Here is a 25671-nt window from a genome sequence, read left to right on the forward strand (position 1 = left end):
AGGCCAAGCCTCCCGGCAACGGCTGGGTAACGAGGGGCCGGGTCGCGGCCCCTCGCGCACCCCGGCTCAGGGGGCGGTCCCGGGCACAACGGCGACAGCGGCGGACGGCGTGCCGGGAGCGGTGGAGGCGCCCGGAGCCGGCGGCGCGCCCGGGGCGGACGGCGCGCCGGACGACGCGGACGGGGCCGGGGAGGCTCCCGGGGCGGACGGCGTGGCGGTGCCCGCCTTCTTGCCCTTGTTGGCCTCGGCCACCCACTTCTTCAGGTTCTCCGGGGAGATCTGCTGGCCGCCCTTGCTCGGGAAGACCGACTCGCCGTTGAGCAGCACGGTCGGGGTGCCCTGGAAGCCGCCCTCGCGGAACGCCGCGTCGGACTTCCCCACCCAGCTGTCGTGCTCGCCGCTCTCCACACAGCTGCGGAAGCCCGGCGTGTCGAGGCCCTTGACCTCGCCCGCCAGCTCGATGAGCCGGCTGTTCTTGCCGAACGCGTCGTCGGCCTCGGGCGGCTGGTTGCGGTAGAGGACGTCGTGGTACGGGGCGAACTCGCCTACGCCCTGGGCGCACGCCGCCGCGTTGGCCGCGCGCAGCGAGCCGCTGCCGCCGAGGTTGCCGTCGATGATCGTCGCGAGGTGGTACTCCACCCTGATCTGGCCGGAGTCGGCCAGCTCCGCGATCGTCGCGCGGAAGGCGTTCTCGAACTGCGCGCAGACCGGGCAGCGGAAGTCCTCCCAGATGGTGAGCGTGGAGGGAGCGTCGGAGGCGCCGACGGGCAGGGTCAGGGAGTCCTCGCCGATCGCTCCGGAGGGGGCGACGGCGGGGCCGGAGGCGCTGCCGCCCTCCGTGTCCCTGCCCGCGTTGGCCGCGATCAGCCCGACCACGGCGGCCAGCGCCAGCACCCCGACCACCGCCGAGGAGACGATCAGCGTGCGGCGGCGGCGCTCACGCCCCTTCTCCTTCTCGCGCTGCTGGGCCAGGCGCTCGCGCGCGCTTCTGTTTCGCTCAGGGTTCTTGTCGCTCACACCCGCAGCAACGAACCGGGGAGGCGCGGGCGCGCCTCCCCGACCCACAATCCACCCGTTCGGGTGCGTTCAACCGTCAGCGCTTTCGAACGCCTTCGGCCAGCTCGCCCGCGAGCGAGCGGACGGCCGCGAGGCCGGCGGCCTCGTCAGGCGCGTCCAGCATGCTCTTGACGAAGGCCGAGCCGACGATCACCCCGTCGGCGAAGCCGGCGACCTCGGCGGCCTGCACCGCGTCGGAGACCCCGAGCCCGACGCAGACGGGCAGGTCGGTGGTGGCGCGGGTGCGGCCCACCAACTCCTGGGCCTGCGCGCCGACCGAGGCGCGGGTGCCGGTGACGCCCATCAGGGAGGCGGCGTAGACGAAGCCGCTGCCGGCCGCCGTGATGGTGGCGAGGCGGGCGTCGCGGCTGCTGGGGGCGACGACGAAGACGGTGGCGAGGCCGTGCTTGTCGGCGTGCTCCCGCCACAGCGCGGACTCCTGGACCGGCAGGTCGGGCAGGATGCACCCGGCGCCGCCCGCCGCCGCCAGCTCGGCGGTGAAGCGCTCGACGCCGTACCGGTCGATCGGGTTCCAGTACGTCATGACGAGGATCGGCACGCCGGTCGCCTCGTGCGCCTCGCGGACCGTGCGCATGACGTCGGCGATCCGGACGCCGCCGCGCAGCGCGATGTCGTCGGCGGTCTGGATGACGGGTCCGTCGAGCACCGGGTCGCTGTGCGGCAGCCCGACCTCGACGATGTCGGCGCCGCCCGCGACGACGGCCTTGACCGCCTCGATGCCGCCGTCGACGGTCGGGAAGCCGGCCGGCAGGTAGGCGATCAGCGCCGCGCGGTCCTCCGCACGGGCGGCGGCCAGGGTGCTGCTCAGCAGGTCGATGTTGCCGCTCACGTGGCGTCCCCCTCGATCTCGGCCCGGTCGCTGTCGGCGTCCGCCTCGACGGCGGCGTCGGTGTCGTACAGGCCGAAGTAGCGGGCGGCGGTGTCCATGTCCTTGTCGCCCCGGCCGGACAGGTTGACCAGGATCAGTCCGTCCTCGCCCAGCTCCCTGCCGACCTCCAGCGCCCCGGCGAGCGCGTGGGCGCTCTCGATGGCCGGGATGATCCCCTCGGTGCGCGAGAGCAGGCGCAGCGCCTGCATGGCGGCGTCGTCGGTGACCGCGCGGTACTCGCCGCGTCCGGAGTCCTTGAGGTGGGCGTGCTCCGGGCCGATGCCCGGGTAGTCCAGCCCCGCCGAGATGGAGTAGGGCTCGGTGATCTGGCCTTCGTCGTCCTGGAGGACGTAGGAGCGCGAACCGTGCAGGATGCCGGGCTCGCCCGCGGTGAGGGTCGCCGCGTGCTCGCCCGTCTCCACGCCGTGCCCGGCGGGCTCGCAGCCCACCAGGCGGACCTCGGCGTCGGGGATGAAGGCGTGGAAGAGCCCGATGGCGTTGGAGCCGCCGCCGACGCAGGCCACGGCCGCGTCCGGGAGCCGGCCGGTGCGCTCCAGGATCTGGCGGCGGGCCTCGACGCCGATGACCCGGTGGAAGTCGCGGACCATCGCGGGGAAGGGGTGCGGCCCGGCGACCGTGCCGAAGAGGTAGTGCGTGCGGTCCACGTTGGCGACCCAGTCGCGGAACGCCTCGTTGATGGCATCCTTCAGGGTGCGCGAGCCGGACTTCACCGCGACGACCTCGGCTCCGAGCATCCGCATCCGCGCCACGTTCAGCGCCTGCCGCTCGGTGTCGATCTCGCCCATATAGATGGTGCAGTCCAGACCGAACAGCGCGCAGGCGGTGGCGGTCGCGACGCCGTGCTGTCCCGCGCCGGTCTCGGCGATGACCCGGGTCTTGCCCATGCGCCGGGTGAGGAGCGCCTGGCCCAGCACGTTGTTGATCTTGTGCGAGCCGGTGTGGTTCAGGTCCTCGCGCTTGAGGAAGACCCGCGCGCCGCCCGCGTGCTCGGCGAAGCGCGGCACCTCGGTGAGCGCGCTCGGCCGGCCGGTGTAGTGGACCATGAGGTCGTCCAGCTCGGCGGCGAAGGCCGGATCGGTCTTCGCCTTGTCGTACTCGACGGCGACCTCGTCCACGGCGGCGACCAGGGCCTCCGGGATGAACTTGCCGCCGTAGGCGCCGAAATAGCCCTCGGCGCTGGGTGTCAGACCCTCGGGGTCCGGAATGAAGAAGTCAGACGACATCCGACGTGCTCCTTGGCATGGCAACGGGTTCGTGGATCGTATGCGCCGAGGGCGGAGCACCACCGCGACCGGCGAGCGGTCGGGCGGAGGGGCCGGTCCGGGTACGGAAAAGGGCTGTGCCGTGTCGCCGTACGCCGGGCGGGGCTCGCAGGGGGTGTCAGACGCCCCCTAGGGCGCGGTCCCGGTGCGCCATCGCATGCCGTTGACCTGGCCGGGCTCGTCGCCGATCACGTACCGCACGCGCCGGCCGTGCACCCGGCGGGCCGGGGCGCGGCAGCCGCGCGGCCGGCAGCCGCGGGCGAGCGGGGCGTGCCGGTCCGGGGCCTCGGCCCCGGCGGGGCCGAGGCCCGGCCGGAGGCGGGGCGCGGACGGGACCGGCACGGAGCGATCAGCCCCGTCCGTGGCGGAGCGCCGGGTGGGCGCCGGCGGCGACCAGGTCGGCCACGGCGGCGCGCGGGTCGCGGCCGGTGACCAGGGACTCGCCGACCAGGACGGCGTCCGCGCCGGCGTTGGCGTAGGCGATCAGGTCGTGCGGGCCCCGGACGCCGGACTCGGCGACCTTGACGATGTGGTCGGGGATCTCGGGGGCGACGCGCTCGAAGGTGGAGCGGTCGACCTTGAGGTCCTTGAGGTTGCGGGCGTTGACGCCCATGATCCTCGCACCGGCGTCCGCGGCGCGCTCCGCCTCCTCCTCGTCGTGGACCTCGACGAGCGGGGTGAGCCCGATCGACTCGGCGCGCTCGATCAGCGAGACCAGGGCCTGCTGGTCGAGGGCGGCCACGATCAGCAGGGCGAGGTCGGCGCCGTAGGCACGGGCCTCCCAGAGCTGGTACGAGGTGACGATGAAGTCCTTGCGCAGGACGGGGATGTCGACCTTGGCGCGGACGGCCTCCAGGTCGGCGAGCGAACCGCCGAAGCGGCGCTCCTCGGTGAGGACCGAGATGACGGACGCGCCGCCCGCCTCGTAGTCCGCGGCGAGCGCGGCGGGGTCGGCGATGGCGGCGAGGGCCCCCTTGGACGGGGACGAGCGCTTGACCTCGCAGATGACGGTGACGCCCTCGCCGCGCAGTGCGGCGACTCCGTCCTTGGCCTCGGGGGCGCGGGCGGCGCGTTCCTTCAGCTCGTCGAGGCTGACGCGCGCCTGCCGCTCCGCGAGGTCGGCGCGAACGCCGTCGATGATCTCGTCGAGCACACTCACGCGAGCGGCCCCCTTCCAGAACGGTTGATGAGCGAACAGGATCAGCCATACCGATGGTATCCGCAGGAGGCCCCAGGGCTCGCATCCGGTCGCGGCACGTCCCACCACCTGGGCGTTCAGGGGGCGAGGGCCGAGCCGAACGGCAGGTTCCGCGCCACCGTGAAGGCCAGCAGCAGGGCTCCCACGCCCCACCAGTGGACGGGGCCGAGGGCGATGCGCGGCGGCCGTCCGCGCCAGGCCCGGACCGTCCACGCGACCCACACCGCGGCGAAGAGGACGTAGCCGACGACGGCGAGGGCGTTGGAGGAGAAGGCCGCCGCGAGGTCGCCGTGGACGAAGGCGTAGGCGCTGCGCAGCCCCCCGCAGCCGGGGCAGAACACGCCGGTGATCTTGAGCAGCGGGCAGACGGGGTAGTGGCCCGGTTCGTTCGGGTCGATGGCGCCGACGTACGCGAAGGCCCCGGCGACCGCCGCCAGGGCGCCCAGCGGCGCGGCGAGCCTGCGCGACCGCGAGGCGTGGACCGGGGACGGGGCGAAGGCGAAGGCGGGGCCGGGCGGCTGCGGCGGCGCGGTGGCCGGTACGGGGTGCGGCGGCGGGGCGGAGGCGGGCGAGGAGTCCACCCGGCGATTGTCCCCGCTCACGTGGAAAGGCGCAGCCCGGGTGGGGCCGCGCCTTCGCACGTGTCGGTGGCCGAGCCGGTCCGGCGGCCGGTGGTCAGTGGGAGACCTGGGCCTCCGAGGCGCGCGCCCTGGCCTCGACCATCTCGGCCGACTCCTTCGGCATGCCGAGGCCGGCGGCCTTCATGGCCAGGCCCACGACGCCGCCGAGGGCGATGACGCCGAGGCCGGCCCAGAAGCCGAGCGGGTTGGCCGCCACCATGAAGACGCCTGCCACGCAGAAGCCGATGAACGAGATGATGACACCGGTCCAGGCGGCCGGGGTGTGTCCGTGGCTGCTGCCCGCCATGAGTTGCTCCTCGTTGGTGATGCGCTGTGACTACCGCTGTGGCCGCCGCTCGGGGGACGGCCGGCCTCCATTGTCCCGTATGCGCGGGCGGCTCCGACGCGGGGGGTCAGACCTCCCGTGTGGGGTCCTCGCCCCGGTCCAGCGCCTTCCACAGTTCTTCGGGCCGGTCCGGGTCGGGGGCGGTGCGGGCGGCCCTGCGCGGGCGGGGGGCGCCGTCGCGCTCGTAGCGGCCGGACATGGCGGGCCAGCGGCTGCCGTAGCGCAGGGCGAGCAGCCCGGCGAGGAGGATCAGCAGGCCCCCGGCGGCGGTGACGTAGGGCCACACGGTGTGGCTGAGGGCGTCGACGGTGGCCGCCGAGTCGCCGGTGGTGCGGGCGGCCTGTTCGTCGAGGGACGAGCCGTCGGACGCGCCCGCCCAGGCGCTGAGCGCTGCTCCGAGGCCGCTGAGGGCCAGCAGGGCGGAGACGGTGCGGCGGCCCGCGCCGCGGACGGCGAAGACGGCGACGAGGGCGGCCAGGCCGACGATGGCGAGGGCGGCCGGAAGGCCGGTGACGTCGCGGCCGTCGGCGGTCAGCGGCAGGGTGCCGCCGCCGACGGCGGCCCGGCCCTCGGCCCAGACCTGGCCGGAGGCCAGCAGGACGACGGTCGCGCCGGCCGCGCCGAGGAGCAGCCCGGCCGCCAGGGACCGGCGGCTCCCCCGGGCGTCGGGGGCTCCGCCGGATCCGGCCGGGGCCGGGGCCGGGGGCGCGGCGTCGGCGGAGTCGGCGGTTCGGGCACGGGGCTGGGGTACGGGGACGGCACTCACGCCGTCCACTATCCCCTACCGCGTCAGCGGTCGTGGAGCCGGTTGGCGGTGTGGACGGCGCGCAGGACGGCGGCGGCCTTGTTGCGGCACTCGGTGTCCTCGGCGACCGGGTCGGAGTCGGCGACGACCCCGGCTCCGGCCTGCACGTAGGCGGTTCCGTCGCGGAGCAGGGCGGTGCGGATGGCGATCGCGGTGTCGGAGTCCCCGGCGAAGTCGAGGTAGCCGACGCACCCTCCGTACAGGCCGCGGCGGGTGGGTTCGAGCTCTTCGATGATCTGCATGGCGCGCGGCTTGGGGGCGCCGGAGAGGGTGCCCGCCGGGAAGCAGGCGGTCAGGACGTCGAAGGCGGTGCGGTCCTCGGTGACGCGGCCGGTGACGGTGGAGACGATGTGCATCACGTGGGAGTAGCGCTCCACGGACATGAAGTCGACGACCTCGACGCTGCCCGGTTCGCAGACCCGGCCCAGGTCGTTGCGGCCGAGGTCGACGAGCATCAGGTGCTCGGCGCGCTCCTTGGGGTCGGCGAGGAGTTCCTCGGCGAGCGCCTGGTCCTCCTGCGGGGTGGCCCCGCGGTGCCGGGTCCCGGCGATCGGGTGGACCATGGCCCGGCCGTCCTCGACCTTGACCAGGGCCTCCGGGCTGGAGCCGACGACGTCGAAGCCGTCGAAGCGGAAGAGGTACATGTACGGGGACGGGTTGGTGGCCCGCAGCACGCGGTAGACGTCCAGGGCGCTCGCGGTGCACGGGGTCTCGAAGCGCTGCGAGGGGACGACCTGGAACGCCTCGCCGGAGCGGATGCGCTCCTTGACGTCCTCGACGGCCCGCTGGTACGCCTCGCCGCCCCACAGCGCGGTGTACGGCGGCAGCTCCGATTCCGGCAGGGCCGCCGGGTCCGTCGGCGCGGGGCAGCGCAGGTCGCGCTCCATCGCGTCGAGCCGGGCGACGGCGTCCGCGTGGGCCTCCTCGACGCCGGTGGCCAGGCCGTTGTGGTTGATCGCGTTGGCGATCAGCAGGACGGTGCCGTCCCGGTGGTCGAGGACGGCGAGGTCCGAGGTGAGCAGCATGGTCAGCTCGGGGAGCTTCAGGTCGTCGCCGCCGTGCTCGCCGATCCTCTCCAGGCGGCGCACGACGTCGTAGCCGAGGTAGCCGACCATGCCGCCGGTGAAGGGCGGCAGCCCCGCGCCGCCGACCAGGTCGCGCGGGGTGTGCAGGGTCTCCACGGTGGCGCGCAGGGCGTCGAGCGGGTCGCCGTCCGTCGGCAGGCCGACGGGCGGGGTGCCGAGCCAGTGGGCCCGGCCGTCGCGGGCGGTGAGGGTGGCCGCGCTGCGGACCCCGACGAACGAGTAGCGCGACCACGTCCGGCCGTTCTCGGCGGACTCCAGCAGGAACGTGCCGGGGCGCTCGGCGGCGAGCTTGCGGTACAGCCCCACCGGGGTGTCGCCGTCCGCGAGGAGGCGGCGGCTGACGGGGACGACGCGCCGGTCGACGGCCAGCTTGCGGAAGGTGTCGAGATCCATGGCCGGTGAGCTTACTGGTCGCGGGGGTCGGAACCGCTGGTCGCGGGCGCTGTGGTGAGGACGTCCGCGTCGAAGCAGGTGCGGTCGCCGGTGTGGCAGGCCGCGCCGGTCTGGTCGACCTTGACCAGGACGGTGTCGGCGTCGCAGTCGAGCGCCACGGACACGACCCGCTGGACGTGGCCGGAGGTGTCGCCCTTGACCCAGTACTCCTGGCGGCTGCGCGACCAGTAGGTGCAGCGGCCGGTGGTGAGCGTGCGGTGCAGCGCCTCGTCGTCCATCCAGCCGAGCATCAGGACCTCGCCGGTGTCGTACTGCTGGGCGATGGCCGGCACCAGTCCGTCGGCGCCGCGCCTGAGGCGGGCGGCGACGGCGGGGTCGAGGCGGCTGGCGGGCGGTGTGGGGCCGGGCGTGCTGGTCATGACTCCATTGTGCCGTGGTCGCGGGGGCCGTCCGGACGGCCGTCCACTGGGCGGACGGCCCCCGCCGGTCGTACGCTGGCGGTCATGTCGACCCATGCGAAGCGTGAACGTCTCCTGCTCGCGGATCTGTTGGAAGCGGCGGGGCCCGAGGCCCCGACCCTGTGCGAGGGCTGGAAGACCCGCGATCTGGCCGCCCATGTGGTGGTGCGCGAACGCCGCGCCGACGCGGCCGGCGGGATGCTGCTGGGAGCCTTGAGGAACCGGCTGGAGCGGGTGCAGGCGGAGTACGCGGCGAAGCCCTACGAAGAGCTGATCCAGCTGATCCGGACCGGACCGCCGAGGTTCTCGCCGTACGCCCTGAAGCAGATCGACGAGGTGGCCAACACCGTCGAGTTCTACGTCCACGCGGAGGACGTGCGCCGGGCGCAGCCCGACTGGTCGCGGCGGGAGCTGGACCCGGTCTTCGCCGATCTGCTGTGGTCGCGCACCGAGCGGACCGCCCGTCTGCTGGGGCGCAGGTCCCCGGTCGGGCTGGTGCTGCGGCGGCCGGACGGCCGTACGGCGGTGGCCCGCAGGGGCGCGCCGGTGGTGACGGTCACCGGGGAGCCCTCCGAGCTGCTGCTGTTCGCGTTCGGGCGGCAGGGCTCGGCGGACGTCGAGGTGGTGGGCGAGAAGGAGGCGGTGGAGCGCGTGCACACGGCCGCGCTGGGCATGTAGGGCGCGCGGGCCGACCGCCGGCCCGCGCGGACCGGAGGCGGTCAGCGCGGACCGGCGGGGGTCAGCGGACCGGGTGCCCGGCCCCCCGCAGCGCGTCCTTGACCTCGGAGATGCGCAGGTCGCCGAAGTGGAACACGGAGGCGGCGAGCACCGCGTCGGCTCCCGCGGCGACGGCCGGGGCGAAGTCCGCGAGCCGGCCCGCGCCGCCGGAGGCGATGACCGGGACGCTGACGTGCTCGCGGACGGCCAGGATCATCTCGGTGTCGTAGCCGTCCTTGGTGCCGTCGGCGTCCATCGAGTTGAGCAGGATCTCGCCCGCGCCCAGCTCGGCCGCGCGGTGCGCCCACTCGACGGCGTCGATGCCGGTGCCCCGGCGACCGCCGTGCGTGGTGACCTCGAAGCCGCCCCGCGGGGTGCGGCGGGCGTCGACGGAGAGCACCAGGACCTGGCGGCCGAAGCGTTCGGCGATCTCGCGGATCAGCTCGGGGCGGGCGATGGCGGCGGTGTTGACGCCGACCTTGTCCGCCCCTGCGCGCAGCAGCTTGTCGACGTCGTCCGGGGTGCGGACGCCGCCGCCGACGGTGAGCGGGATGAAGACCTGCTCGGCGGTGCGGCGGACCACGTCGTAGGTCGTCTCGCGGTCGCCGCTGGAGGCGGTGATGTCGAGGAAGGTCAGCTCGTCCGCGCCTTCGGCGTCGTACAGCTTGGCCATCTCGACGGGGTCGCCCGCGTCGCGCAGGTTCTGGAAGTTGACGCCCTTGACGACCCGGCCGGCGTCGACGTCCAGGCAAGGGATGACGCGTACCGCGAGGCTCACTTCGCGCCTCCCCGGTAGGCCTCGACCTCGACCTCGACGACCAGGCTCGGATCCGCGAACCCGGAAACGATGATCATGGACGCGGCGGGGCGCACGGCGTCGAACAGCTCCTTGTGGGCGCGGCCGACGTCCTCCACGTCCCGGGCGTGGGTGAGGTACATCCGGGTGCGGACGACGTCCTCGCGGGTGAGGCCGACCTGCTCCAGCGCCGCGAGGGCGACGTCGAAGGAGGTGACGGCCTGCTCGTAGGGCGAGCCGGCCGCGATCTCGCCGTTCACCACCGAGGTGCAGCCGGAGACCAGGACGAGGCCGTTGGGCAGTTCGACGGCGCGCGAGTAGCCGAACTTCTCCTCCCACGGGGCGCCGGTGGAGACGCGGCGTACGGAATCGGTCATGCGGCGACCGCCTTGAGGGCCTCTTCCAGCGTGAACGCCTCGGCGTAGAGCGCCTTGCCGACGATCGCGCCCTCGACGCCCTCGGGGACGAGGAGGGAGATGGCGCGGAGGTCGTCGAGCGAGGAGACGCCGCCGGAGGCGACCACCGGGCGGTCGGTGACCGCGCAGACGTCCCGCAGCAGGCCGAGGTTGGGGCCTTCGAGGGTGCCGTCCTTGGCGATGTCGGTGACGACGTAGCGGGCGCAGCCCTCGGAGTCGAGGCGCTCCAGGGTCTCGTAGAGGTCGCCGCCGTCGCGCGTCCAGCCGCGTCCGCGCAGGGTGGTGCCGCGTACGTCGAGGCCGACGGCGATCTTGTCGCCGTGCTCGGCGATGACCTTGGCGACCCACTGAGGGGTCTCCAGTGCGGCGGTGCCGAGGTTGACGCGGCGGCAGCCGGTGGCGAGGGCGGCGGCGAGCGAGGCGTCGTCGCGGATGCCGCCGGAGAGCTCGACCTTGATGTCCATGGCTCCGGCGACCTCGGCGATCAGGGCGCGGTTGTCGCCGGTGCCGAAGGCGGCGTCCAGGTCGACGAGGTGCAGCCACTCGGCTCCGGAGCGCTGCCAGGCGAGGGCGGCCTCCAGCGGGGAGCCGTAGGACGTCTCGGAGCCGGACTCGCCGTGCACGAGGCGGACGGCCCGGCCGTCGCGGACGTCGACGGCGGGGAGCAGTTCAAGCTTCGGCATTACAGCGTCTCGATCCAGTTGGTCAGCAGCTGGGCGCCGGCATCGCCGGACTTCTCGGGGTGGAACTGGGTGGCCCACAGCGCGCCGTTCTCCACGGCGGCCACGAACCGTTCGCCGTGCGTGGCCCAGGTGACCCTGGGGGCACGGATCTTGGCGTTGGTGACTTCGAGGGACCACTCGTGCGCCGCGTAGGAGTGCACGAAGTAGTACCGGGTCTCGGCGTCCAGACCGGCGAAGAGCCGGGAGTCCTCGGGTGCCTCGACGGTGTTCCAGCCCATGTGCGGGACGACATCGGCCTTCAGCGGTCCGACCGTACCGGGCCATTCGTCCAGGCCCTCGGTCTCCACGCCGTGCTCGATGCCGCGCTCGAACAGGATCTGCATCCCGACGCAGATGCCCATGACGGGGCGTCCGCCGGACAGGCGGCGGCCGACGATCCAGTCGCCGCGGGCCCGCTTCAGCCCCTCCATGCAGGCGGAGAACGCGCCGACGCCGGGGACCAGCAGCCCGTCGGCCGCCATCGCGCGGTCGTAGTCGCGGGTGATCTCGACGTCCGCGCCGACGTGGGCGAGGGCCCGTTCGGCGGACCGGACGTTGCCGAAGCCGTAGTCGAAGACGACGACCTTCTTCTTGCTGCTCACCACGTGCCTCTCAGTCCCACAGTCCCTGGATCCGCAGGATGCCCGCTACCAGGCACATCACGGAGGCGAGCGAGAGCAGCACGATGACGCCCTTGGGCATGCCCTGCTTCGCGAAGGAGTAGACGCCGCCGGCCAGGAAGAGGCCGACGACGATGAGGATGGTGTTGAGGCCGGTCACAGGGCGCCCTTCGTGGAAGGCAGGATGCCGGCGGCACGCGGGTCGTGCTCGGCCGCGTAGCGCAGGGCCCGCGCGAGCGCCTTGAACTGGCACTCGACGATGTGGTGGGCGTTGCGCCCGTACGGCACGTGGATGTGCAGGGCGACCTGCGCCTGCGCGACGAAGGACTCGAAGATGTGCCGGGTCATCGTCGTGTCGTACTCCCCGATCATCGGGGCCATGTTCTCGGGCTCGGTGTGCACCAGGTAGGGGCGGCCGGAGAGGTCGACGGTGACCTGGGCGAGCGATTCGTCCAGCGGGACCGTGCAGTTGCCGAAGCGGTAGATGCCGACCTTGTCGCCGAGGGCCTGCCGGAAGGCGGCGCCCAGCGCGAGGGCGGTGTCCTCGATGGTGTGGTGGCTGTCGATGTGCAGGTCGCCCTCGGTCTTGACCGTGAGGTCGAAGAGCCCGTGGCGGCCGAGCTGGTCGAGCATGTGGTCGTAGAAGCCGACCCCGGTGGCGACGTCGACCTTGCCGGTGCCGTCGAGATCGATCTCGACCAGTACGGATGTTTCCTTCGTGGTGCGTTCCACGCGGCCTACGCGGGGGCTCATGCGTCGTGCTCCTTCTTGATTTCGCGTACCGCATCGAGGAACGCGTCGTTCTCGGCCGGGGTGCCCGCGGTGACCCGCAGCCATCCCGGCACGCCGTTGTCCCGGACCAGGACGCCCCGGTCGAGGATCCGCCGCCAGACGGCGCGGCTGTCGTCGAAGCGGCCGAACTGGACGAAGTTGGCGTCCGATTCGGTGACCTCGTAGCCGATGGCGCGCAGCTCGGCCACCAGCCGGTCGCGCTCGCTCTTGAGCTGCGCGACGTACCCCAGCAGCGTATCGGTGTGCTCCAGGGCGGCGAGCGCGGTGGCCTGGGTGACGGAGGAGAGGTGGTAGGGCAGCCGGACCAGCTGGACCGCGTCGACGACGGCCGGGTCGGCGGCGAGGTAGCCGAGGCGGAGCCCGGCCGCGCCGAACGCCTTGGACATGGTCCGTGAGAGGACCAGGTTGCGGCGGCCCTCGATCAGCGGGAGCAGCGAGGGGTGGTGGCTGAACTCCCCGTACGCCTCGTCGACGACGACCATCGAGGGTCCGGCGGCCTGGGCCGCCTCGTACAGGGCGAGGACGGTGTCGGCGTCCACGGCGGTGCCGGTGGGGTTGTTGGGCGAGGTGATGAAGACGACCTCGGGCCGGTGGGCGGCGATGGCGGCGCGGGCGGCGTCCACGTCGATGGTGAAGTCGTCGTCGCGCGGGCCGGAGATCCAGCCGGTGCCGGTGCCCCGGGAGATCAGGGCGTGCATGGAGTACGAGGGTTCGAAGCCGATGGCGGTGCGGCCGGGCCCGCCGAAGGTCTGGAGCAGTTGCTGGAGGACCTCGTTGGAGCCGTTGGCGGCCCAGACGTGGGCGGCGGTGACCTCGTGCCCGGCGGTGCGGGTGAGGTAGCGGGCCAGCTCGGTGCGCAGCTCGACGGCGTCGCGGTCCGGGTAGCGGTTGAGGCCGCGGGCGGCCTCGCGGACGCGTTCGGCGATGCGCTCGACCAGCGCCTCGGGCAGCGGGTAGGGGTTCTCGTTGGTGTTGAGCCGGACCGGGACGTCGAGCTGGGGGGCTCCGTACGGGGACTGGCCGCGCAGTTCGTCGCGGATGGGGAGCTCGTCCCAGGCGTTGCGGGGGGTGGTGCTGCCGTTCGTCACTGCTGCGGAACCTTCCAGCCGAACCGCGCCTTGAGCGCCGCGCCGTGGGCGGGCAGGTCCTCCGCCTCGGCGAGGGTCACGACGTGGTGGGCGACCTCGGCGAGCGCGTCGCGGGTGTAGTCGACGATGTGGATGCCGCGCAGGAAGGACTGCACGGACAGGCCCGAGGAGTGGCAGGCGCAGCCGCCGGTGGGCAGCACGTGGTTGGAGCCGGCGCAGTAGTCGCCGAGCGAGACGGGCGACCAGGGGCCGACGAAGATCGCTCCGGCGTTGCGGACCCGGTCGGCGACGGCGGCGGCCCCGGCGGTCTGGATCTCCAGGTGCTCGGCCCCGTACGCGTCGACGACCTTGAGGCCGTCGTCGAGGGAGGAGACCAGGACGATCGCGGACTGGCGTCCGGCGAGCGCGGGCTCGATGCGGTCCTCGACGTGCTTGGACGCGGCGACCTGCGGGGCCAGTTCGGCCTCGGTGGCGGCGGCCAGCTCCTCGGAGTCGGTGACCAGGACGGCGGCGGCCATCGGGTCGTGCTCGGCCTGGCTGATCAGGTCGGCGGCGACGTGCACCGGGTCGGCGGTGGCGTCGGCGAGGATCGCGATCTCGGTGGGTCCGGCCTCGGCGTCGATGCCGATGCGGCCCTTGAGCAGGCGCTTGGCGGCGGCGACGTAGATGTTGCCGGGGCCGGTGACCAGGTTGACCGGCAGGCAGTCCTCGGTGCCGTAGGCGAACATCGCGACGGCCTGGGCGCCGCCGGCCGCGTACACCTCGTCGACGCCGAGCAGGGCGCAGGCGGCGAGGATGGTGGGGTGCGGCAGCCCGTCGAAGTCCTTCTGGGGCGGGGAGGCGACGGCGATGCCCTCGACGCCGGCCTCCTGGGCCGGGACGACGTTCATCACGACGGAGGACGGGTAGACCGAGCGCCCGCCGGGCACGTAGAGGCCGACGCGCTCGACGGGCACCCACTTCTCGGTGACGGCGCCGCCGGGGACGACCTGCGTGGTGTGCGTGGTGCGGCGCTGCGCGCGGTGGACGAGGCGGGCGCGGCGGACCGACTCCTCCAGGGCGGCGCGGACGGCCGGGTCGAGCCCGTCGAGCGCGCGGGTGAGGGCGGCTGCCGGGACGCGGACCGACTCGATCCGGACACCGTCGAACTTCTCTCCCCACTCGATCACTGCCGCGGAGCCGCGATGGCGTACGTCCTCGCAGATGGGCCGCACCGTCTCCAGGGCGGCTTCCACGTCGAACTCGGCACGGGGCAGCAGGTCGCGCAGGTCGGCGCCCTCGGGGAGGACGTCGCCGCGCAGATCGATTCGAGAGATCACACCGCAATTCTCGCAGACCGCTCCGGAGCGCCGGTCGGCCGTATCACTGGCTGATACATGTCCCAGCCATGTCCGGCCGCCCCATCTGACCATCGGTGTTCACGCCGTCACACAGAGGGAAGAACAGCGGTACGGCATGGGTGTACGGAGGGAGCGGCAGTGAGCGAGCCGCACGAAGGCGACATCCCGGACGGCCTCAGCGCAGCGGAGCTGGGCATGTGGCAGTCCTTCCGCAACGGGACCACCTACGACTTGCGCAGCTACGACGCGACCCGCAACGATCCGTTCGCCCCGCACGTGTGGGGACCCGAGCGGAGCGTAGGCGCGCGCACGGTGGCGCGGCTGCTGCTGAGCGGCCCGCCGGCCCGGCCGGGCCGGGTGGCGGCGCTGAAGCTCCGCGGGGTGCGGATCACCGGGAAGCTGGATCTGGCGGGCGGGCAGGTCTCTCCGTACGTGGAGCTGACCGGCTGCCGCTTCGAGCAGGAGGTGGTGCTTCCGGAGTGCCACTTCACGACGTTGCGGATGGTGGGGTGCGCCCTGCCCCGGCTGGAGGCGGCCCGGCTGCGCACGGAGGGGGACCTGCATCTGCCGCGCTGCCGGATCGCCCGGGGGATCCGGCTCACCGACGCGCAGATCGGCACCGACCTGCTGATCAACCAGCTCAGCGTCGGCTCCGACCGTCACGGGCGGGCCTTCGTCGGGGACGGCATGGCGGTCGCGCAGGACCTCCAGGCCGAGATGGTCGAGACGCGCGGCGAGGTGAGTCTGCGCGGGGCGAAGGTGGGCGGCTCGCTGAGTCTGCGCGGGAGCAGGCTGCGCGCCGGGGACGGCCGCCGCGCGCTGAACGCGCCGCAGCTGACGGTGGAGCGCACGCTCTACATGACCGAGGCGTGGGTGAGCGTCGACACGGGCGAGCAGGGCACCACTCCCCCGTACGGCGTGGTGTTCGCGCCGACTCCGGCGCGCGGGACGCGTTCGCAGGCGTTCGAGTCCCGCGGCGGGGTGCGGCTGGACGACGGGCGGTTCGGGGACGCGGTGGACCTGCACAAGGCGCGGTTCACGATGACCCGTCAGGAGGAGCTGTCGCTGCGCCGGATCGTGACGCCGGAGCTGCGGTTCAACGCGGAGCGCCCGGAGGAGGGCCGGGTCGTGCTGAACGGCGCGAAGGTGGTCACCCTGATCGACCTGTCCACGAGCTGGCCGGGGCCGGGCGGTCTGGCGATGGGCGGCTTCGTCTACGAGAACCTGGTCCCCTACGGGCACTTCCCGCTCTCCCGCCGCCTGGAGTGGGTCCTGGCGGCGACCCCGGAGTACGTTCCCGAGCCGTACGAACGGCTCGCCGCGGTGCTGCGCAGCTGCGGGGAGGACGCGGACGCGCGTGAGGTGCTGCTCGCCAAGCAGCGCCGCCGCCGCGAGACGCTGCCGACCGCGGCCAAGCTGTGGGGCTACCTCCAGGACTGGACGGTGGCGTACGGCTACCGGCCGGGGCGGGCGGCGGTGTGGATGGCGGTCCTGTGGGCGGCGGGCACGGCGGCCTTCGCGCAGTACGACCCGGCGTCGCTCAAGGGCCAGGAGCATCCCGAGTGGAATCCGGCCCTGTACGCGCTGGACCTCCTGGTGCCGGTCATCGACCTCGGGCAGGACGGCTACTGGCGGATGGAGGGCGGCTGGCAGTGGACGGCGGCCGGTCTGGTTCTGGTGGGGTGGATATTGGCCACCACGGTGGCGGCCGGCGCCTCCCGGCTGCTGCGCCGGGGCTGACCGTACGAGCAGTTCGAACCGGCTCCGGCCCCGGGTCCCGCCGTATCCGGTGGGACCCGGGGGTGCGCCGGGCGGTGACGGATGAGGCTGCTGGGAGGATGTTTTCCAGCCAACCGCTGTCATTTCCTTTGCCTTTTCTTGACTCGGAGCGGTACAACCCCTCCACTCGCCACAGAAGCTTCACAGCGCACCTCTGGCGCGGCCCTCACCAGCGCTTTTCAATGGTCCGCACCATGGCATTCCTTCGCGCTCTGCTCAGTACCGCGCGCATGATCCGGCACAGCCCCCCGCTGTCGGCCGGACGGCCCGCGGACGACGCGGTGCTGCTCGACGCGCCCGACGAGCGGCTCTCTCCGGCGCTGGTGGCCGCCGCCCTGGGCGACCCCCGGCCCGCCGCCGGCCTGCTCGCCGCCACCCGCGCCGAGGCCGACTGGGAGAACCGCGACCGCTACGTCGGCCGGCTCGTCGCCTTCGCCCGCAACCGGGACGGCTGGCTCGTCGACTGGCTGGCCGCCGCCCCGCGCGACCCGGACGCCCTGCTGGTCAAGGCGGAGCTGGCGGTCCACCGCGCGTGGGAGTCGCCCGCCCGCGCGGAACGGCTGCGCGAGGTCGGCCCGATGATCGCCGCCGCCGCCGAGGCGGACCCGCGCGACCCGGTGCCGTGGCGGCTCGCCCTGGACCACGCCCGCGGCGCCCACGCCACGCACACCGCGTTCGAGTCGCTGTGGGAGCAGGCGGTGCGCCGCGCCCCGCACCACTACGGCTGCCATGTGGCGGCGCTGCGCTACCTCTCCGCCGCCTGGTACGGCTCGCACCGCGAGTGCTTCGACTTCGCCGAGCGGGCCGCCGAGGACGCCCTGCCCGACTCCCTGGTGCAGGCCCTGCCGGTACGGGCCGCCTTCGCGCTGCTGCTGGACACCCAGGCGGCCGGGCGGGCCGGTTCGGTGCTGGAGGAGCGCGTCGACGCGGCGGCGGACCTGGCCATCCGGCTGTCGGCCGCCTACCGGCCCGGCGACCCCTGGCCCGCCGAGGTCCGCAACCTGCTCGCGTACGTCCTGCTCGCCCGGGGCCGATGGGCCGAGGCGCTCGACCAGTTCGACGTGATCGGCCCGTACGCGACGTCCTTCCCCTGGTCGTCGGTGTCGGACGACGCGCTCGGCCGCTTCCTGGACGCACGTGACGGGGCACGCCTCCAGGTGGCCTCCTTGACCCCGTTGCGCGACCGGCCCGACCGCGGCCGGCCGCGCGGCCATTACGCTTGAGCGTTGTGACCACCGCCCGTCTTCCCCTTTTCCCGCTGAACGCGGTGCTGTTCCCCGGCCTCGTGCTGCCGCTCAACGTCTTCGAGGAGCGATATCGCGCCATGATGCGGGAGCTGCTGAAGACCGACGAGGACGAGCCTCGCCGCTTCGTCGTGGTCGCGATCCGCGACGGCCGCGAGACCGCCCCCACGGCCACCGGCATGCCGGACACCGTCGCCGCCGCGCCTCCCGCCGAACGCGCCCCCGCCGAGGGCTTCGGCCCCGACCCGATCCAGTCCTTCCACCGGGTCGGCTGCGTCGCCGACGCGGCCACGATCCGCGAACGGGCCGACGGCAGCTTCGAGGTCCTGGCCACCGGCACCACCCGGGTCAGGCTCCTCTCGGTCGACGCGAGCGGCCCGTACCTGAGCGCCGAGGTGGAGGAGCTGACGGAGGAGCCCGCCGGGGAGGACGGGGGCGACGAGGCCGGGGCGCTCGCCGAGGGCGTGCTGCGCGCCTTCCGCTCCTACCAGAAGCGGCTGGCGGGAGCCAGCGAACGCTCGCTGACCACCGGCGCGGAGCTGCCCGACGACCCGGCCGTCGTCTCCTACCTCGTCGCGGCGGCCACCGTCCTGGACGTCCCCACCAAGCAGCGGCTCCTCCAGGCCCCGGACACCGCGACCCGGCTCCGCGAGGAGCTGGCGCTGCTGCGCAAGGAGACCGCGGTCATCCGGCACCTGCCGTCGCTGCCCGCCACCGAACTCACCCGCGCCCCGACCCACCCCAACTGAGCGAGGACCACCCGGTGGCGAAGAAGCCGAGGAAGCAGACGGGCTCCACCCCGGCCACGGTCGCCCTGACCGCGGCCGGCGCCGCCTTCACCGTCCACGCCTACGACCACGACCCGGCCACCCCGTCCTACGGCGAGGAGGCCGCCGAGGCCCTGGGCCTCTCCCCCGACCGGGTCTTCAAGACGCTGGTCGCGGACGTGGACGGCGCGCTGACGGTGGCGGTCGTGCCGGTCGCCGGCTCCCTGGACCTCAAGGCCCTGGCCGCCGCGGTGGGCGGCAAGCGCGCGGCCATGGCCGACCCGGCCGCCGCCGAGCGCACCACGGGCTACGTGCGCGGCGGCATCTCGCCGCTGGGCCAGCGCAAGCGCCTGCGCACGGTGCTGGACGCGTCCGCCCGGAGCCATCCCACGATCTGCGTCTCGGCCGGCCGCCGGGGCCTGGAGGTCGAACTGCCGGCCGCCGACCTGGCCGCGCTCACCGGGGCCTCCTTCGCGCCGATCGCCCGGCCGGGCTGAGGCGCGCCCGGACCCCGGCGGTCACGGGGCCGGGGCCGCCCCGGGCCCGGCGGCTCCGCCCGCCGGAGGCGAGTGCGGCGGCTCGGACGGGCCCGCCTGCGGCCCCTGGTCCGGTCCCCCGTAGTACGAGGCCACGTCGTACGGGGCCCACTCCGGCTCCGGGTCGCGCGGTCCGAAGGCCCCGGTCAGCACCAGGTGCACGGCCAGCGCGGCGAACGGCCAGACCAGCACGGCCACCCACACGGAGTGCAGTTCCAGCGGCGCGTCGAAGGTGACGCCCCGCCCGGCCGCGCGGGCCCGCGCCACCACGTCCGAGGACGGTCCCAGCCAGTGGCCGACCCCCCAGGCCAGCAGCGACGCGAACAGCGCGCCCAGGGCCAGTCCCACCACCACCAGCACGCCCCCGCGGCGCAGCCGCCAGAAGACGACGGCCGCCGAGACGACGCCGAAGGCGAGGGCCAGCAGGACGTACGTACCGTCCGCGCCGATCGCCTCCTCGCCCTCGCTGTTCTTCAGGAAGACGGCCGTGTCGTCGGAGACCAGCGGGACCCGGGGAGCGAGCCAGAACCACAGCAGACCGAGCAGCACGCCCGCGATCGCGACCAGGACGACGACCGCGGCGGCCTGACGGAGTTCCGTCGCGGTGTCCGGGTCGTCCGGAGCCCCTGAGCCGGGCGCGAGGTGCGAGCCCGTGGGCGGGTTCTGCCACGGATCGTGGGGGTTCGGCTGGTGGGGCGGCGTCAGAGGTGCGGTCACCGTGCCATCGTGCCAGGCCGTTCTGTGAGGCGCCTCACCGGATACCGGCCGGGCGTCCGGCCCTCAGCGGACGGCGGCCTTCCGGTAGGCCCAGGTGGCCACCGCGAGCGAGAGGACCCCGACCGCCGCGCACACCGCGAGGAAGAAGCCGATCATCGCCCAGTCGGGCCGCGCGTCGAACGAGCGGGCCAGCGCCTCCACTCCGTACGTCGACGGGAGCAGGTCGCGCGCCCAGCCCACCGGCTCCGGCAGCCGGTCCGCCGGCAGCACGCCGAGCAGCAGCGCGGCGGACATGCCCAGCTGGCCCAGCAGCGTGGCCAGCTCCTGACGCGGGGCCAGCAGCCCGAGCGCCGCGCCCAGGCCCGCCAGGGCCGCGCCGGAGAGCGGGATGACCGCGGCCAGCACCCACAGATGGGTCATCGGGAGCTGGAACAGCACGCTTCCGGTGATCGCCGTGAAGATCGTTCCGGGCACGGTGAACGAGGCGTACGCGGCGGCGGCCCCGAGCACCACCGCGGCGGGCGGCACCGGCAGGGTGGCGTAGTGGTCGAGCCCGCCGCCGGCCCGCAACTGGCCGAAGTACTGGGCCAGCAGGTTGAGCGCGACGAACGCCACGACCAGCACGCTGGATCCCGCGACGACCGCCCGCGCCTCGGAGCCGCCGTCCACGACGCCCCGCATCAGGACCATGATCCCGACGGACTGGAAGGTCGCCACGAACAGCAGCGGGATCCGGGCGACGCGCGCCCGGGAGAGCTGGGCGCGGTAGACGGCGGCCAGCGAGGGCAGCAGCCGGGCGCGCGGCGCGAGGGGCGCGGGAGCCGTCCGCGCGGCGGGGCCGGCGGGGCCGGGCAGGGGCCGGACCCGCGACGGCGCGGTTCTGGCCGGAATGATGCTCGTCACCTGAGGCCGCTCCCCTTCGACACGTCCGGTCCGTACCGCACACTCACCACGTCCGTCCCGCTCGCCGCGTTCCGCACGTCCGCCGGACCCGGCGCGCCGGACGCGCCCGGCGCGTCCGCTCCGCGTACGTGGTTCCTCACGCCTTCACCAGCCCCTTGGTCGCATTGGCCGCGTCTCCTCCGAGGGCCAGGTAGACATCTTCCAGGCTGGGCGTCGCCAGGGTGAAATCGTCCAGCGCGGCGAACGCCTCGCCGCCCGTCACCGCGGCCACCGCGGCCCGCGCCTCGTCCGGGCCCAGCCGCAGCACCCAGCGCCGCCCGGACTCCTGGGCCGAGGGGCGCAGCGCGGCCACCTCCGGCACGTCCAGCGGGGCGCGCTCGCGCCACACCAGCTCGACGCGGACCTCGCCGGCCACCTGCTCCTTGAGCCCGGCGGGGGTGTCGCAGGCGATGACCCGGCCGCGTTCCAGGACGGCGACCCGGTCGAGGACGGTCTCCGCCTCGATGACGTTGTGGGTGACCAGCAGGACGGTGGCCCCGTGCTCGGCCCGGCGGCGGTCCACGGCGGCCCAGACGGCCCGGCGGGCGACCGGGTCCATGCCGGTCGTCGGTTCGTCCAGGACCAGCACCGGGCGCTCGCCGACCAGGGTCGCGGCGAAGCAGGCGAGCCGGCGCTGACCGCCGGAGAGCTTCTTCAGGGGCCGCCCGGCCAGCGGGGTGAGGCCGAGCTCGTCCAGTACGGCGTCCCGTTCGGCGCGGGCCTCCCGGACGGCGAGACCGCGCAGCCGTCCGGTGGTCTCGGCGGCCAGGGAGACCGTCAGCTCGTCGAGGGCGGTGGACTCCTGCCCCAGGTACCCGATCAGCCGGGAGGCCCGCTCGGGGTGGCGTACGAGGTCGTGGCCCAGCACTTCGACGCTGCCGGAGTCGGGCCGCATCAGCCCGGTGAGCTGCCGCACCAGGGTGGACTTGCCCGCGCCGTTGGGGCCGAGCAGTCCGAAGATCTCGCCGCGCCGCACATCGAGGCTGATTTCGTCGGTGGCCCGCACCTCGGGAGTGGCGGGCGCACCCCGACGGCCCCGGACGGCGGGATAGGTCTTGACCAGCCCGCGCACCGCGCACACGGTGGCGGTGCCCCTCTGCGCCTGTGCTGTGCCCGTACTCACGAGGTACTACCCTACAGGCCGCCCTTCGGCGTCAGCAGGCGTCCAGGGCTTATGTGTCTTCCCAGGTCAGCACCGTATTTTCCCTACAGTCCCCGACATTCCGCGAGAGCGTCGCGAGAGGACGTGAGACGGCGAAGGCCGAACGCGGTGAACTTCCCCGGGTCCGGGCTTCGCCGTTCCCCGGGTCAGCTCCGCTCCTCGTCCTCCGGCTGGTCATCGCCGGGAGCGGCGTCCGAGGTTCCACCGGCTGTGTCGGGGTCGCAGGTGGTTCTCACCTGTAGCAACCCGTCCGTTCCGAACATCTCCATCAACCGCGCCAGGTGGGCTCGGGCCGTGCTGCGGCCGGGCATCTCTCCGGTGGTCACCCGCGCACCTCCAGGTCAGCCCACACCCGCTTGCCCCATGGCAGCGGGTCGGCACCCCACTCGGTCGCCGGCTTCTCCACGAGCGCGAGGCCGCGCCCGCCCTCGTCCTCGGGGCCCGAGTCCCTACGCACGGGGTATCGCCGGGAGAAGTCCACGACGGCGACACGCACCCGATCCTCTTCGGGTCGATCGATCGTGATCCGGATGGATCCCCGCTGGGCGTGCCGCACGGCGTTCGCCACCAGCTCGGTGACGATCAGGGCCCCGTCGTCGGCCAGGTCCTCCAGGCCCCAGGCGGATAAGGCGACGCGGACCAGACGGCGCGCGGCGGCGGCGCTTGCGGACTCACGCGGCAGGGTCTCGCTGTACCCGGGGCGCCCGGTCGGGCGCGGAGAGGCGGCCATGGTCACCGGGCACGCCCCCCATGCCCGTGCTCCCGGCCCGGGGCTCTGCGGGGTGGGAACGGGCAGACGGCGCGGCGTACGAAGGAGGTCATGGTCTCCACCGTGACGACCCCGCTCCAGCGGTTCAATGACAGTCCGGCGGACCGTCAGGCCGAAGTATCAAAGGCGTAGTTCAGAGCGGCAGACCCACCAGGTCGGCAAGTTGACGCGTCTCGGTGGTGAGGGTGCGCCGCCGGGCGATCGTGTCGGCCAGCGTGTCCCGGGCATAGGGCTGCTCTGCGATCCATTCCGGGGCCTCGGCAGCCACCTCCCCCAGCACTTCGAGAGCGCGGCCGTGCTGACGCGTCATGGTGTACGCCTTCGCCACATCGAGCCTGTGACGGTGGTACTCGGACCCGGTGCCGCCCTTCAGCCGAGGGGCGATCTCCAGCACCTCGTCCGGCCGGTCCGTCACGACGCCCTGTTCGGCGGCCTTGTACGCCACCGTGGCAGGCCCCCAGGTGGCGATCCGCACATCCCCGTGGCGGAGCGGCCCCGTGGCGACGGCCGCCGACCGGGCGAGGCGCAGCATGTCGGCGGCCTCGCCTCCCCGGTTGTCCCGGAGAGCTGCCGCGTGTCCCTGGATCAGCAGCCATCCCCAGGCGGCGATCTCTTCGGCGGTCGCCCGGGACAGGCGGGGTTCGGCGTCGTCGGCCCACTTCACCGCCATGGCACGGGCTGCGTCGAACCGTCCCTGCCTCACCAGCAGCCACGTCCAGGTGGTGACGACGCTTGCGGCCCGTAGGCGGTCCGGAGCCTCGTCCAGGGCGCGGCGCAGCGCGGTCTCTGCGGCGGCGAACTGCCGGGCCCCCGTCAGGGTCGATCCCGCGATCTGGAGAAGCTGAGCGCGGGCCGACCGTGCGGCAGGTGAGTCCCCGAGGGCTTCGGCGTCCCGCAGCAGCGGCACCAGGAGGTCCACGGCCTCACGCATCCGCTTGCCGAAGTGGGCGGCCCTGACGGTCTCCAGGCCGTCCCGGACGCCCCGGGTCGTCGGCTCCTCGTCGGGCTGCTCGGCGGGGCGTTCCACGGCTCGCTGGAGGGCTTGCCACGGCTCGGGCGCGGGGTGGGGCTCGGCGGGCGCACGCGCTACCAGCGTGGTGGTGGGCACCCGGAGGGCGGCGGCCAGCTTCCGGGCCGTCTCCATGCGGGTGTCGGCCAACACGCCCTGTTCCAGTTCGGTGATCAGCGAGTGGCTGACCTTCGAGGCGCGCGCCAGTTCCCGCTGCGAGAGGCCGCGCCGCTTGCGGATCTCGCGCAGCCGGTCCCCGAGGCCGTGTTCGTCGGACATGGGCCCTCCTTCGATGCTCCCTCCCGACGGTACCCAGGCAGCGTGACTCCGTGGTAACCAACTGGTGCCGGGCGGCCGGGCGGCCGGGCGCGAGCGCCGGCCGCTACTCCGGCGCGGGCGTGTGCTCGGCCGCCGCGCGCACGTCGATCTCGCGCCAGAAGCCCGCCCGGATCGCGTAGCGGTCGTGCTCGTCGATCTGGTCGTCCTTGTGGGCGAGGAGGCCGAAGCGGGCCGCGTACCGCAGGAGTTCGCCGTCGATGCGGTGCGGGATGCGCGGGTACATGGTGGACAGCTTCTGGAGGTGGGCCGTCTCCGGGAGCCGTTCCATCCAGCGCCGGGCGAAGACCTGGCCCACCTCGAACGGGTCGCCGCCCACGGTGGTGATGTCCTCCTCGCGGTCCGCCCAGCGCTGTTCGGCGCTGGTGAGCTGGGCGAGGGTGGGCAGCGAGGCGGTCTCCGGGGGTTCGCCGAGCGGGCCGCCGCGCTCCACCCAGCCGCGGTCGGAGGACCAGCGCAGCGTGGCGTTGGCGGCGGGCGCCGGCTGCTGCCGCTCCGCCGCGGGCCCGTGGGCGCGGAGCGCGGCCAGGTCCTTGGGGGTGGGGACGCCCTTGTGGCCGTGGGCGGGCGGCGCCTCGGCGCGGCCGGCGTCGCTGTCGGCGGGGGCGGCGGCGCCGTTGCGGGCGGCTGCCGCCTGGGCCTCGGAGGCCCGCTCGGCGGAGGCGGCGAGGGCGGCCTCGGGCAGCGGCGCGGAGAGGATGGCGGCGATCTCGGGGCGGGGGGCGGGCGGCGGCGGGCAGACGCCCGCGGTGTCCTTGGCGCGGACGGCCCGGGTGATCCAGTCCCGGTCGAGGACGCGCCGCTCGTCCGCCTCGGCGACCAGGTCCTCGGACTGGTTGTAGTCGCCGTCGGCGGCCTGGACGGCCCACAGGTGGACGGCGACACCGTGCTCCTTGGCGGACATCAGGCCGGGCAGCAGATCGCCGTCGCCCGTCACCAGGACCACGTCGGAGCAGGCTCTGTTTCTGGCCAGCTCGGTGAGTTCGGCGTGCATGGCCGCGTCGACGCCCTTCTGCGCCCACCGCCCGTCGCTGCGGGTCAGGGCCCCGAGCCGTACGGTCACGCGCGGCATCACCCGGAGTCTGCGGTGCTCCGGCTGGGGTACGCGGTCGGGTGCGCCGTCGAACCAGTAGATGCGCAGCAGTGGCTGCTGCGTGTCGGCCTCGGCGCGCTCGCGCAGCCCCTGGATGAGGGCGGCGTGGTCGACGGTGATGCGGGAACGGGCGGGCTCTCCGGCCAGCAGGCTCGCGGCTGCGCCCAGCAAGTAGCCGGCGTCCACCAGGACGACGCAACGGTCCACGCGTTCCACCCTCTTCCAGGGGTTCGGGAACGGTTCAGCGGCCCGTCCCTCGGTGACCGGGTCCGCTTACCCAGGGTTTGCTTCGAGTCTGCCCGACCGCACAGGGGTTAACGGCCGGAACTGGATCATCGGCGTGGCGAATCGGGAAAGGAGCCGCGAAGGCGTGACGCGGGAGGCGGGGCCGGAGGCACTGCGGATACCACTACGTACCGTAATGCCCCGACATGCACGATGTGCGGGGCTATGTGAATCTGGCATCGGTCCTGGCCCCACAGGACTCCCCACAGGAGGCATTCACCATGGCGAAGAACAAGAACCGCAAGCAGGGCCGGCAGGACCGCACCTCCGCGTCGGAGACCGGCGCGGAGCAGGCGAAGTCGTCGTCGTTCGAGTCGCAGAGCTCCTCGCAGTCCCAGTCCCAGGGCAGCCCGTCGGACGTCTCGCGCAAGCACCAGCGGCGCTTCGGCCACAACTGACCGAACGGCC

General features: G+C 73.9%; 30 protein-coding genes. 6 read left to right on the forward strand and 24 right to left on the reverse strand.

Features of this window, described 5'->3' with window-relative positions:
* Positions 1-66 precede the first annotated feature (66 nt).
* The 10 genes from EES43_RS06165 to hisI form a co-directional block, all read right to left on the reverse strand.
* Positions 67-1017, reverse strand: coding sequence for a DsbA family protein (locus tag EES43_RS06165; protein ID WP_124267762.1), 951 nt, complete (start codon positions 1015-1017; stop codon positions 67-69).
* A gap of 76 nt (positions 1018-1093) precedes the next feature.
* Positions 1094-1906 carry a tryptophan synthase subunit alpha gene (trpA, locus tag EES43_RS06170; protein WP_124267763.1) on the reverse strand — a complete coding sequence of 271 codons (813 nt, stop codon included), beginning with the start codon at positions 1904-1906 and terminating at the stop codon, positions 1094-1096.
* Positions 1903-3189 carry a tryptophan synthase subunit beta gene (trpB, locus tag EES43_RS06175; protein ID WP_124267764.1) on the reverse strand — a complete coding sequence of 429 codons (1287 nt, stop codon included), beginning with the start codon at positions 3187-3189 and terminating at the stop codon, positions 1903-1905. The genes trpA and trpB overlap by 4 nt, the downstream gene beginning before the upstream one ends.
* Positions 3190-3357: 168 nt before the next feature.
* The gene (locus EES43_RS06180) at positions 3358-3570 is read right to left on the reverse strand and encodes a tryptophan biosynthesis modulator TrpM (RefSeq protein WP_124267765.1); all 213 of its coding nucleotides are present in this window, start codon (positions 3568-3570) and stop codon (positions 3358-3360) included.
* A gap of 7 nt (positions 3571-3577) precedes the next feature.
* Positions 3578-4387 (reverse strand): indole-3-glycerol phosphate synthase TrpC, encoded by an 810-nt coding sequence (gene trpC, locus EES43_RS06185; protein WP_124267766.1) that lies wholly within the window; start codon positions 4385-4387, stop codon positions 3578-3580.
* A 116-nt stretch (positions 4388-4503) separates the two neighbouring features.
* Positions 4504-5007 (reverse strand): DUF2752 domain-containing protein, encoded by a 504-nt coding sequence (locus EES43_RS06190; protein ID WP_124267767.1) that lies wholly within the window; start codon positions 5005-5007, stop codon positions 4504-4506.
* Between the two features lie 94 nt (positions 5008-5101).
* Positions 5102-5353: an HGxxPAAW family protein gene (locus tag EES43_RS06195; RefSeq protein ID WP_124267768.1), complete on the reverse strand. Its 252-nt coding sequence runs from the start codon at positions 5351-5353 to the stop codon at positions 5102-5104.
* A gap of 106 nt (positions 5354-5459) precedes the next feature.
* Positions 5460-6167 carry a TIGR02234 family membrane protein gene (locus tag EES43_RS06200; RefSeq protein ID WP_124267769.1) on the reverse strand — a complete coding sequence of 236 codons (708 nt, stop codon included), beginning with the start codon at positions 6165-6167 and terminating at the stop codon, positions 5460-5462.
* A gap of 14 nt (positions 6168-6181) precedes the next feature.
* Complete coding sequence (locus tag EES43_RS06205) at positions 6182-7675, reverse strand: anthranilate synthase component I (protein ID WP_124267770.1); 1494 nt, start codon at positions 7673-7675, stop codon at positions 6182-6184.
* Positions 7676-7686: 11 nt separating this feature from the next.
* Positions 7687-8094, reverse strand: coding sequence for a phosphoribosyl-AMP cyclohydrolase (gene hisI / locus EES43_RS06210; protein ID WP_124267771.1), 408 nt, complete (start codon positions 8092-8094; stop codon positions 7687-7689).
* An 84-nt stretch (positions 8095-8178) separates the two neighbouring features.
* Here hisI and EES43_RS06215 point away from each other — a divergent pair, with 84 nt between their 5' ends.
* Positions 8179-8811 (forward strand): TIGR03085 family metal-binding protein, encoded by a 633-nt coding sequence (locus EES43_RS06215; protein ID WP_124267772.1) that lies wholly within the window; start codon positions 8179-8181, stop codon positions 8809-8811.
* A gap of 61 nt (positions 8812-8872) precedes the next feature.
* Here EES43_RS06215 and hisF read toward each other — a convergent pair whose 3' ends face one another.
* Genes hisF through hisD form a run of 8 tightly spaced genes read right to left on the reverse strand, consistent with a single transcriptional unit; the run spans position 8873 to position 14603 of the window.
* The gene (hisF, locus tag EES43_RS06220) at positions 8873-9628 is read right to left on the reverse strand and encodes an imidazole glycerol phosphate synthase subunit HisF (RefSeq protein ID WP_124267773.1); all 756 of its coding nucleotides are present in this window, start codon (positions 9626-9628) and stop codon (positions 8873-8875) included.
* Positions 9625-10023 (reverse strand): RidA family protein, encoded by a 399-nt coding sequence (locus EES43_RS06225; protein WP_124267774.1) that lies wholly within the window; start codon positions 10021-10023, stop codon positions 9625-9627. The genes hisF and EES43_RS06225 overlap by 4 nt, the downstream gene beginning before the upstream one ends.
* The gene (priA, locus tag EES43_RS06230) at positions 10020-10745 is read right to left on the reverse strand and encodes a bifunctional 1-(5-phosphoribosyl)-5-((5-phosphoribosylamino)methylideneamino)imidazole-4-carboxamide isomerase/phosphoribosylanthranilate isomerase PriA (protein WP_124267775.1); all 726 of its coding nucleotides are present in this window, start codon (positions 10743-10745) and stop codon (positions 10020-10022) included. The genes EES43_RS06225 and priA overlap by 4 nt, the downstream gene beginning before the upstream one ends.
* Positions 10745-11386 carry an imidazole glycerol phosphate synthase subunit HisH gene (gene hisH, locus EES43_RS06235; RefSeq protein WP_124267776.1) on the reverse strand — a complete coding sequence of 214 codons (642 nt, stop codon included), beginning with the start codon at positions 11384-11386 and terminating at the stop codon, positions 10745-10747. Before hisH ends, priA begins: the two co-directional genes overlap by 1 nt.
* Positions 11387-11396: 10 nt before the next feature.
* Positions 11397-11564, reverse strand: coding sequence for a hypothetical protein (locus tag EES43_RS30510; RefSeq protein WP_164493121.1), 168 nt, complete (start codon positions 11562-11564; stop codon positions 11397-11399).
* Positions 11561-12157: an imidazoleglycerol-phosphate dehydratase HisB gene (gene hisB / locus EES43_RS06240; RefSeq protein WP_124267777.1), complete on the reverse strand. Its 597-nt coding sequence runs from the start codon at positions 12155-12157 to the stop codon at positions 11561-11563. The genes EES43_RS30510 and hisB overlap by 4 nt, the downstream gene beginning before the upstream one ends.
* Positions 12154-13284, reverse strand: coding sequence for a histidinol-phosphate transaminase (locus EES43_RS06245; RefSeq protein WP_124267778.1), 1131 nt, complete (start codon positions 13282-13284; stop codon positions 12154-12156). The genes hisB and EES43_RS06245 overlap by 4 nt, the downstream gene beginning before the upstream one ends.
* The gene (gene hisD, locus EES43_RS06250) at positions 13281-14603 is read right to left on the reverse strand and encodes a histidinol dehydrogenase (protein WP_124267779.1); all 1323 of its coding nucleotides are present in this window, start codon (positions 14601-14603) and stop codon (positions 13281-13283) included. The genes EES43_RS06245 and hisD overlap by 4 nt, the downstream gene beginning before the upstream one ends.
* 159 nt (positions 14604-14762) lie before the next feature.
* Here hisD and EES43_RS06255 point away from each other — a divergent pair, with 159 nt between their 5' ends.
* The 4 genes from EES43_RS06255 to ybaK all read left to right on the forward strand — a co-directional run bounded on the left by EES43_RS06255 (position 14763) and on the right by ybaK (position 18911).
* Complete coding sequence (locus EES43_RS06255; RefSeq protein ID WP_124267780.1) at positions 14763-16364, forward strand: oxidoreductase; 1602 nt, start codon at positions 14763-14765, stop codon at positions 16362-16364.
* 221 nt (positions 16365-16585) lie between these two features.
* Positions 16586-17626, forward strand: a complete 1041-nt coding sequence (locus EES43_RS06260) for a hypothetical protein (protein WP_124267781.1) — start codon at positions 16586-16588, stop codon at positions 17624-17626.
* 5 nt (positions 17627-17631) lie between these two features.
* Positions 17632-18396: an LON peptidase substrate-binding domain-containing protein gene (locus tag EES43_RS06265; protein WP_124267782.1), complete on the forward strand. Its 765-nt coding sequence runs from the start codon at positions 17632-17634 to the stop codon at positions 18394-18396.
* 14 nt (positions 18397-18410) lie between these two features.
* Positions 18411-18911, forward strand: a complete 501-nt coding sequence (gene ybaK, locus EES43_RS06270; protein WP_124267783.1) for a Cys-tRNA(Pro) deacylase — start codon at positions 18411-18413, stop codon at positions 18909-18911.
* A gap of 21 nt (positions 18912-18932) precedes the next feature.
* Here ybaK and EES43_RS06275 read toward each other — a convergent pair whose 3' ends face one another.
* From EES43_RS06275 to EES43_RS06300, 6 genes are all read right to left on the reverse strand, one after another.
* Positions 18933-19667 carry an ABC transporter permease gene (locus EES43_RS06275; protein ID WP_124267784.1) on the reverse strand — a complete coding sequence of 245 codons (735 nt, stop codon included), beginning with the start codon at positions 19665-19667 and terminating at the stop codon, positions 18933-18935.
* A gap of 63 nt (positions 19668-19730) precedes the next feature.
* Positions 19731-20570 (reverse strand): ABC transporter permease, encoded by an 840-nt coding sequence (locus EES43_RS06280; protein WP_124267785.1) that lies wholly within the window; start codon positions 20568-20570, stop codon positions 19731-19733.
* Positions 20571-20706: 136 nt separating this feature from the next.
* Positions 20707-21690, reverse strand: a complete 984-nt coding sequence (locus tag EES43_RS06285; RefSeq protein ID WP_124271814.1) for an ABC transporter ATP-binding protein — start codon at positions 21688-21690, stop codon at positions 20707-20709.
* A 403-nt stretch (positions 21691-22093) separates the two neighbouring features.
* Positions 22094-22501 carry an ATP-binding protein gene (locus tag EES43_RS06290; protein WP_124271815.1) on the reverse strand — a complete coding sequence of 136 codons (408 nt, stop codon included), beginning with the start codon at positions 22499-22501 and terminating at the stop codon, positions 22094-22096.
* Between the two features lie 172 nt (positions 22502-22673).
* Positions 22674-23828: a helix-turn-helix domain-containing protein gene (locus tag EES43_RS06295; RefSeq protein WP_124267786.1), complete on the reverse strand. Its 1155-nt coding sequence runs from the start codon at positions 23826-23828 to the stop codon at positions 22674-22676.
* A gap of 103 nt (positions 23829-23931) precedes the next feature.
* Positions 23932-25194: an NYN domain-containing protein gene (locus EES43_RS06300; protein ID WP_124267787.1), complete on the reverse strand. Its 1263-nt coding sequence runs from the start codon at positions 25192-25194 to the stop codon at positions 23932-23934.
* 290 nt (positions 25195-25484) lie between these two features.
* On the opposite strand from EES43_RS06300, the gene EES43_RS30515 reads away from it, so the two are divergent.
* Positions 25485-25661 (forward strand): hypothetical protein, encoded by a 177-nt coding sequence (locus EES43_RS30515; RefSeq protein WP_164493122.1) that lies wholly within the window; start codon positions 25485-25487, stop codon positions 25659-25661.
* The last annotated feature ends 10 nt before the right edge of the window (positions 25662-25671 follow it).

The organism is Streptomyces sp. ADI96-02 (assembly GCF_003846185.1).
GTDB lineage: Bacteria > Actinomycetota > Actinomycetes > Streptomycetales > Streptomycetaceae > Streptomyces.

Coding starts and splice junctions, on each gene's coding strand:
- hisB (WP_124267777.1), bottom strand. CDS start 12,157: ATGAGCCCCCGCGTAGGCCGCGTGGAACGCACCACGAAGGAAACATCC.
- EES43_RS06295 (WP_124267786.1), bottom strand. CDS start 23,828: ATGTCCGACGAACACGGCCTCGGGGACCGGCTGCGCGAGATCCGCAAG.
- EES43_RS06260 (WP_124267781.1), top strand. CDS start 16,586: ATGGTCCGCACCATGGCATTCCTTCGCGCTCTGCTCAGTACCGCGCGC.
- EES43_RS30515 (WP_164493122.1), top strand. CDS start 25,485: ATGGCGAAGAACAAGAACCGCAAGCAGGGCCGGCAGGACCGCACCTCC.
- EES43_RS06205 (WP_124267770.1), bottom strand. CDS start 7,675: ATGGATCTCGACACCTTCCGCAAGCTGGCCGTCGACCGGCGCGTCGTC.
- EES43_RS06225 (WP_124267774.1), bottom strand. CDS start 10,023: ATGACCGATTCCGTACGCCGCGTCTCCACCGGCGCCCCGTGGGAGGAG.
- EES43_RS06290 (WP_124271815.1), bottom strand. CDS start 22,501: ATGGCCGCCTCTCCGCGCCCGACCGGGCGCCCCGGGTACAGCGAGACC.
- priA (WP_124267775.1), bottom strand. CDS start 10,745: ATGCCGAAGCTTGAACTGCTCCCCGCCGTCGACGTCCGCGACGGCCGG.
- hisI (WP_124267771.1), bottom strand. CDS start 8,094: ATGACCAGCACGCCCGGCCCCACACCGCCCGCCAGCCGCCTCGACCCC.
- EES43_RS06215 (WP_124267772.1), top strand. CDS start 8,179: ATGTCGACCCATGCGAAGCGTGAACGTCTCCTGCTCGCGGATCTGTTG.
- trpB (WP_124267764.1), bottom strand. CDS start 3,189: ATGTCGTCTGACTTCTTCATTCCGGACCCCGAGGGTCTGACACCCAGC.
- EES43_RS06195 (WP_124267768.1), bottom strand. CDS start 5,353: ATGGCGGGCAGCAGCCACGGACACACCCCGGCCGCCTGGACCGGTGTC.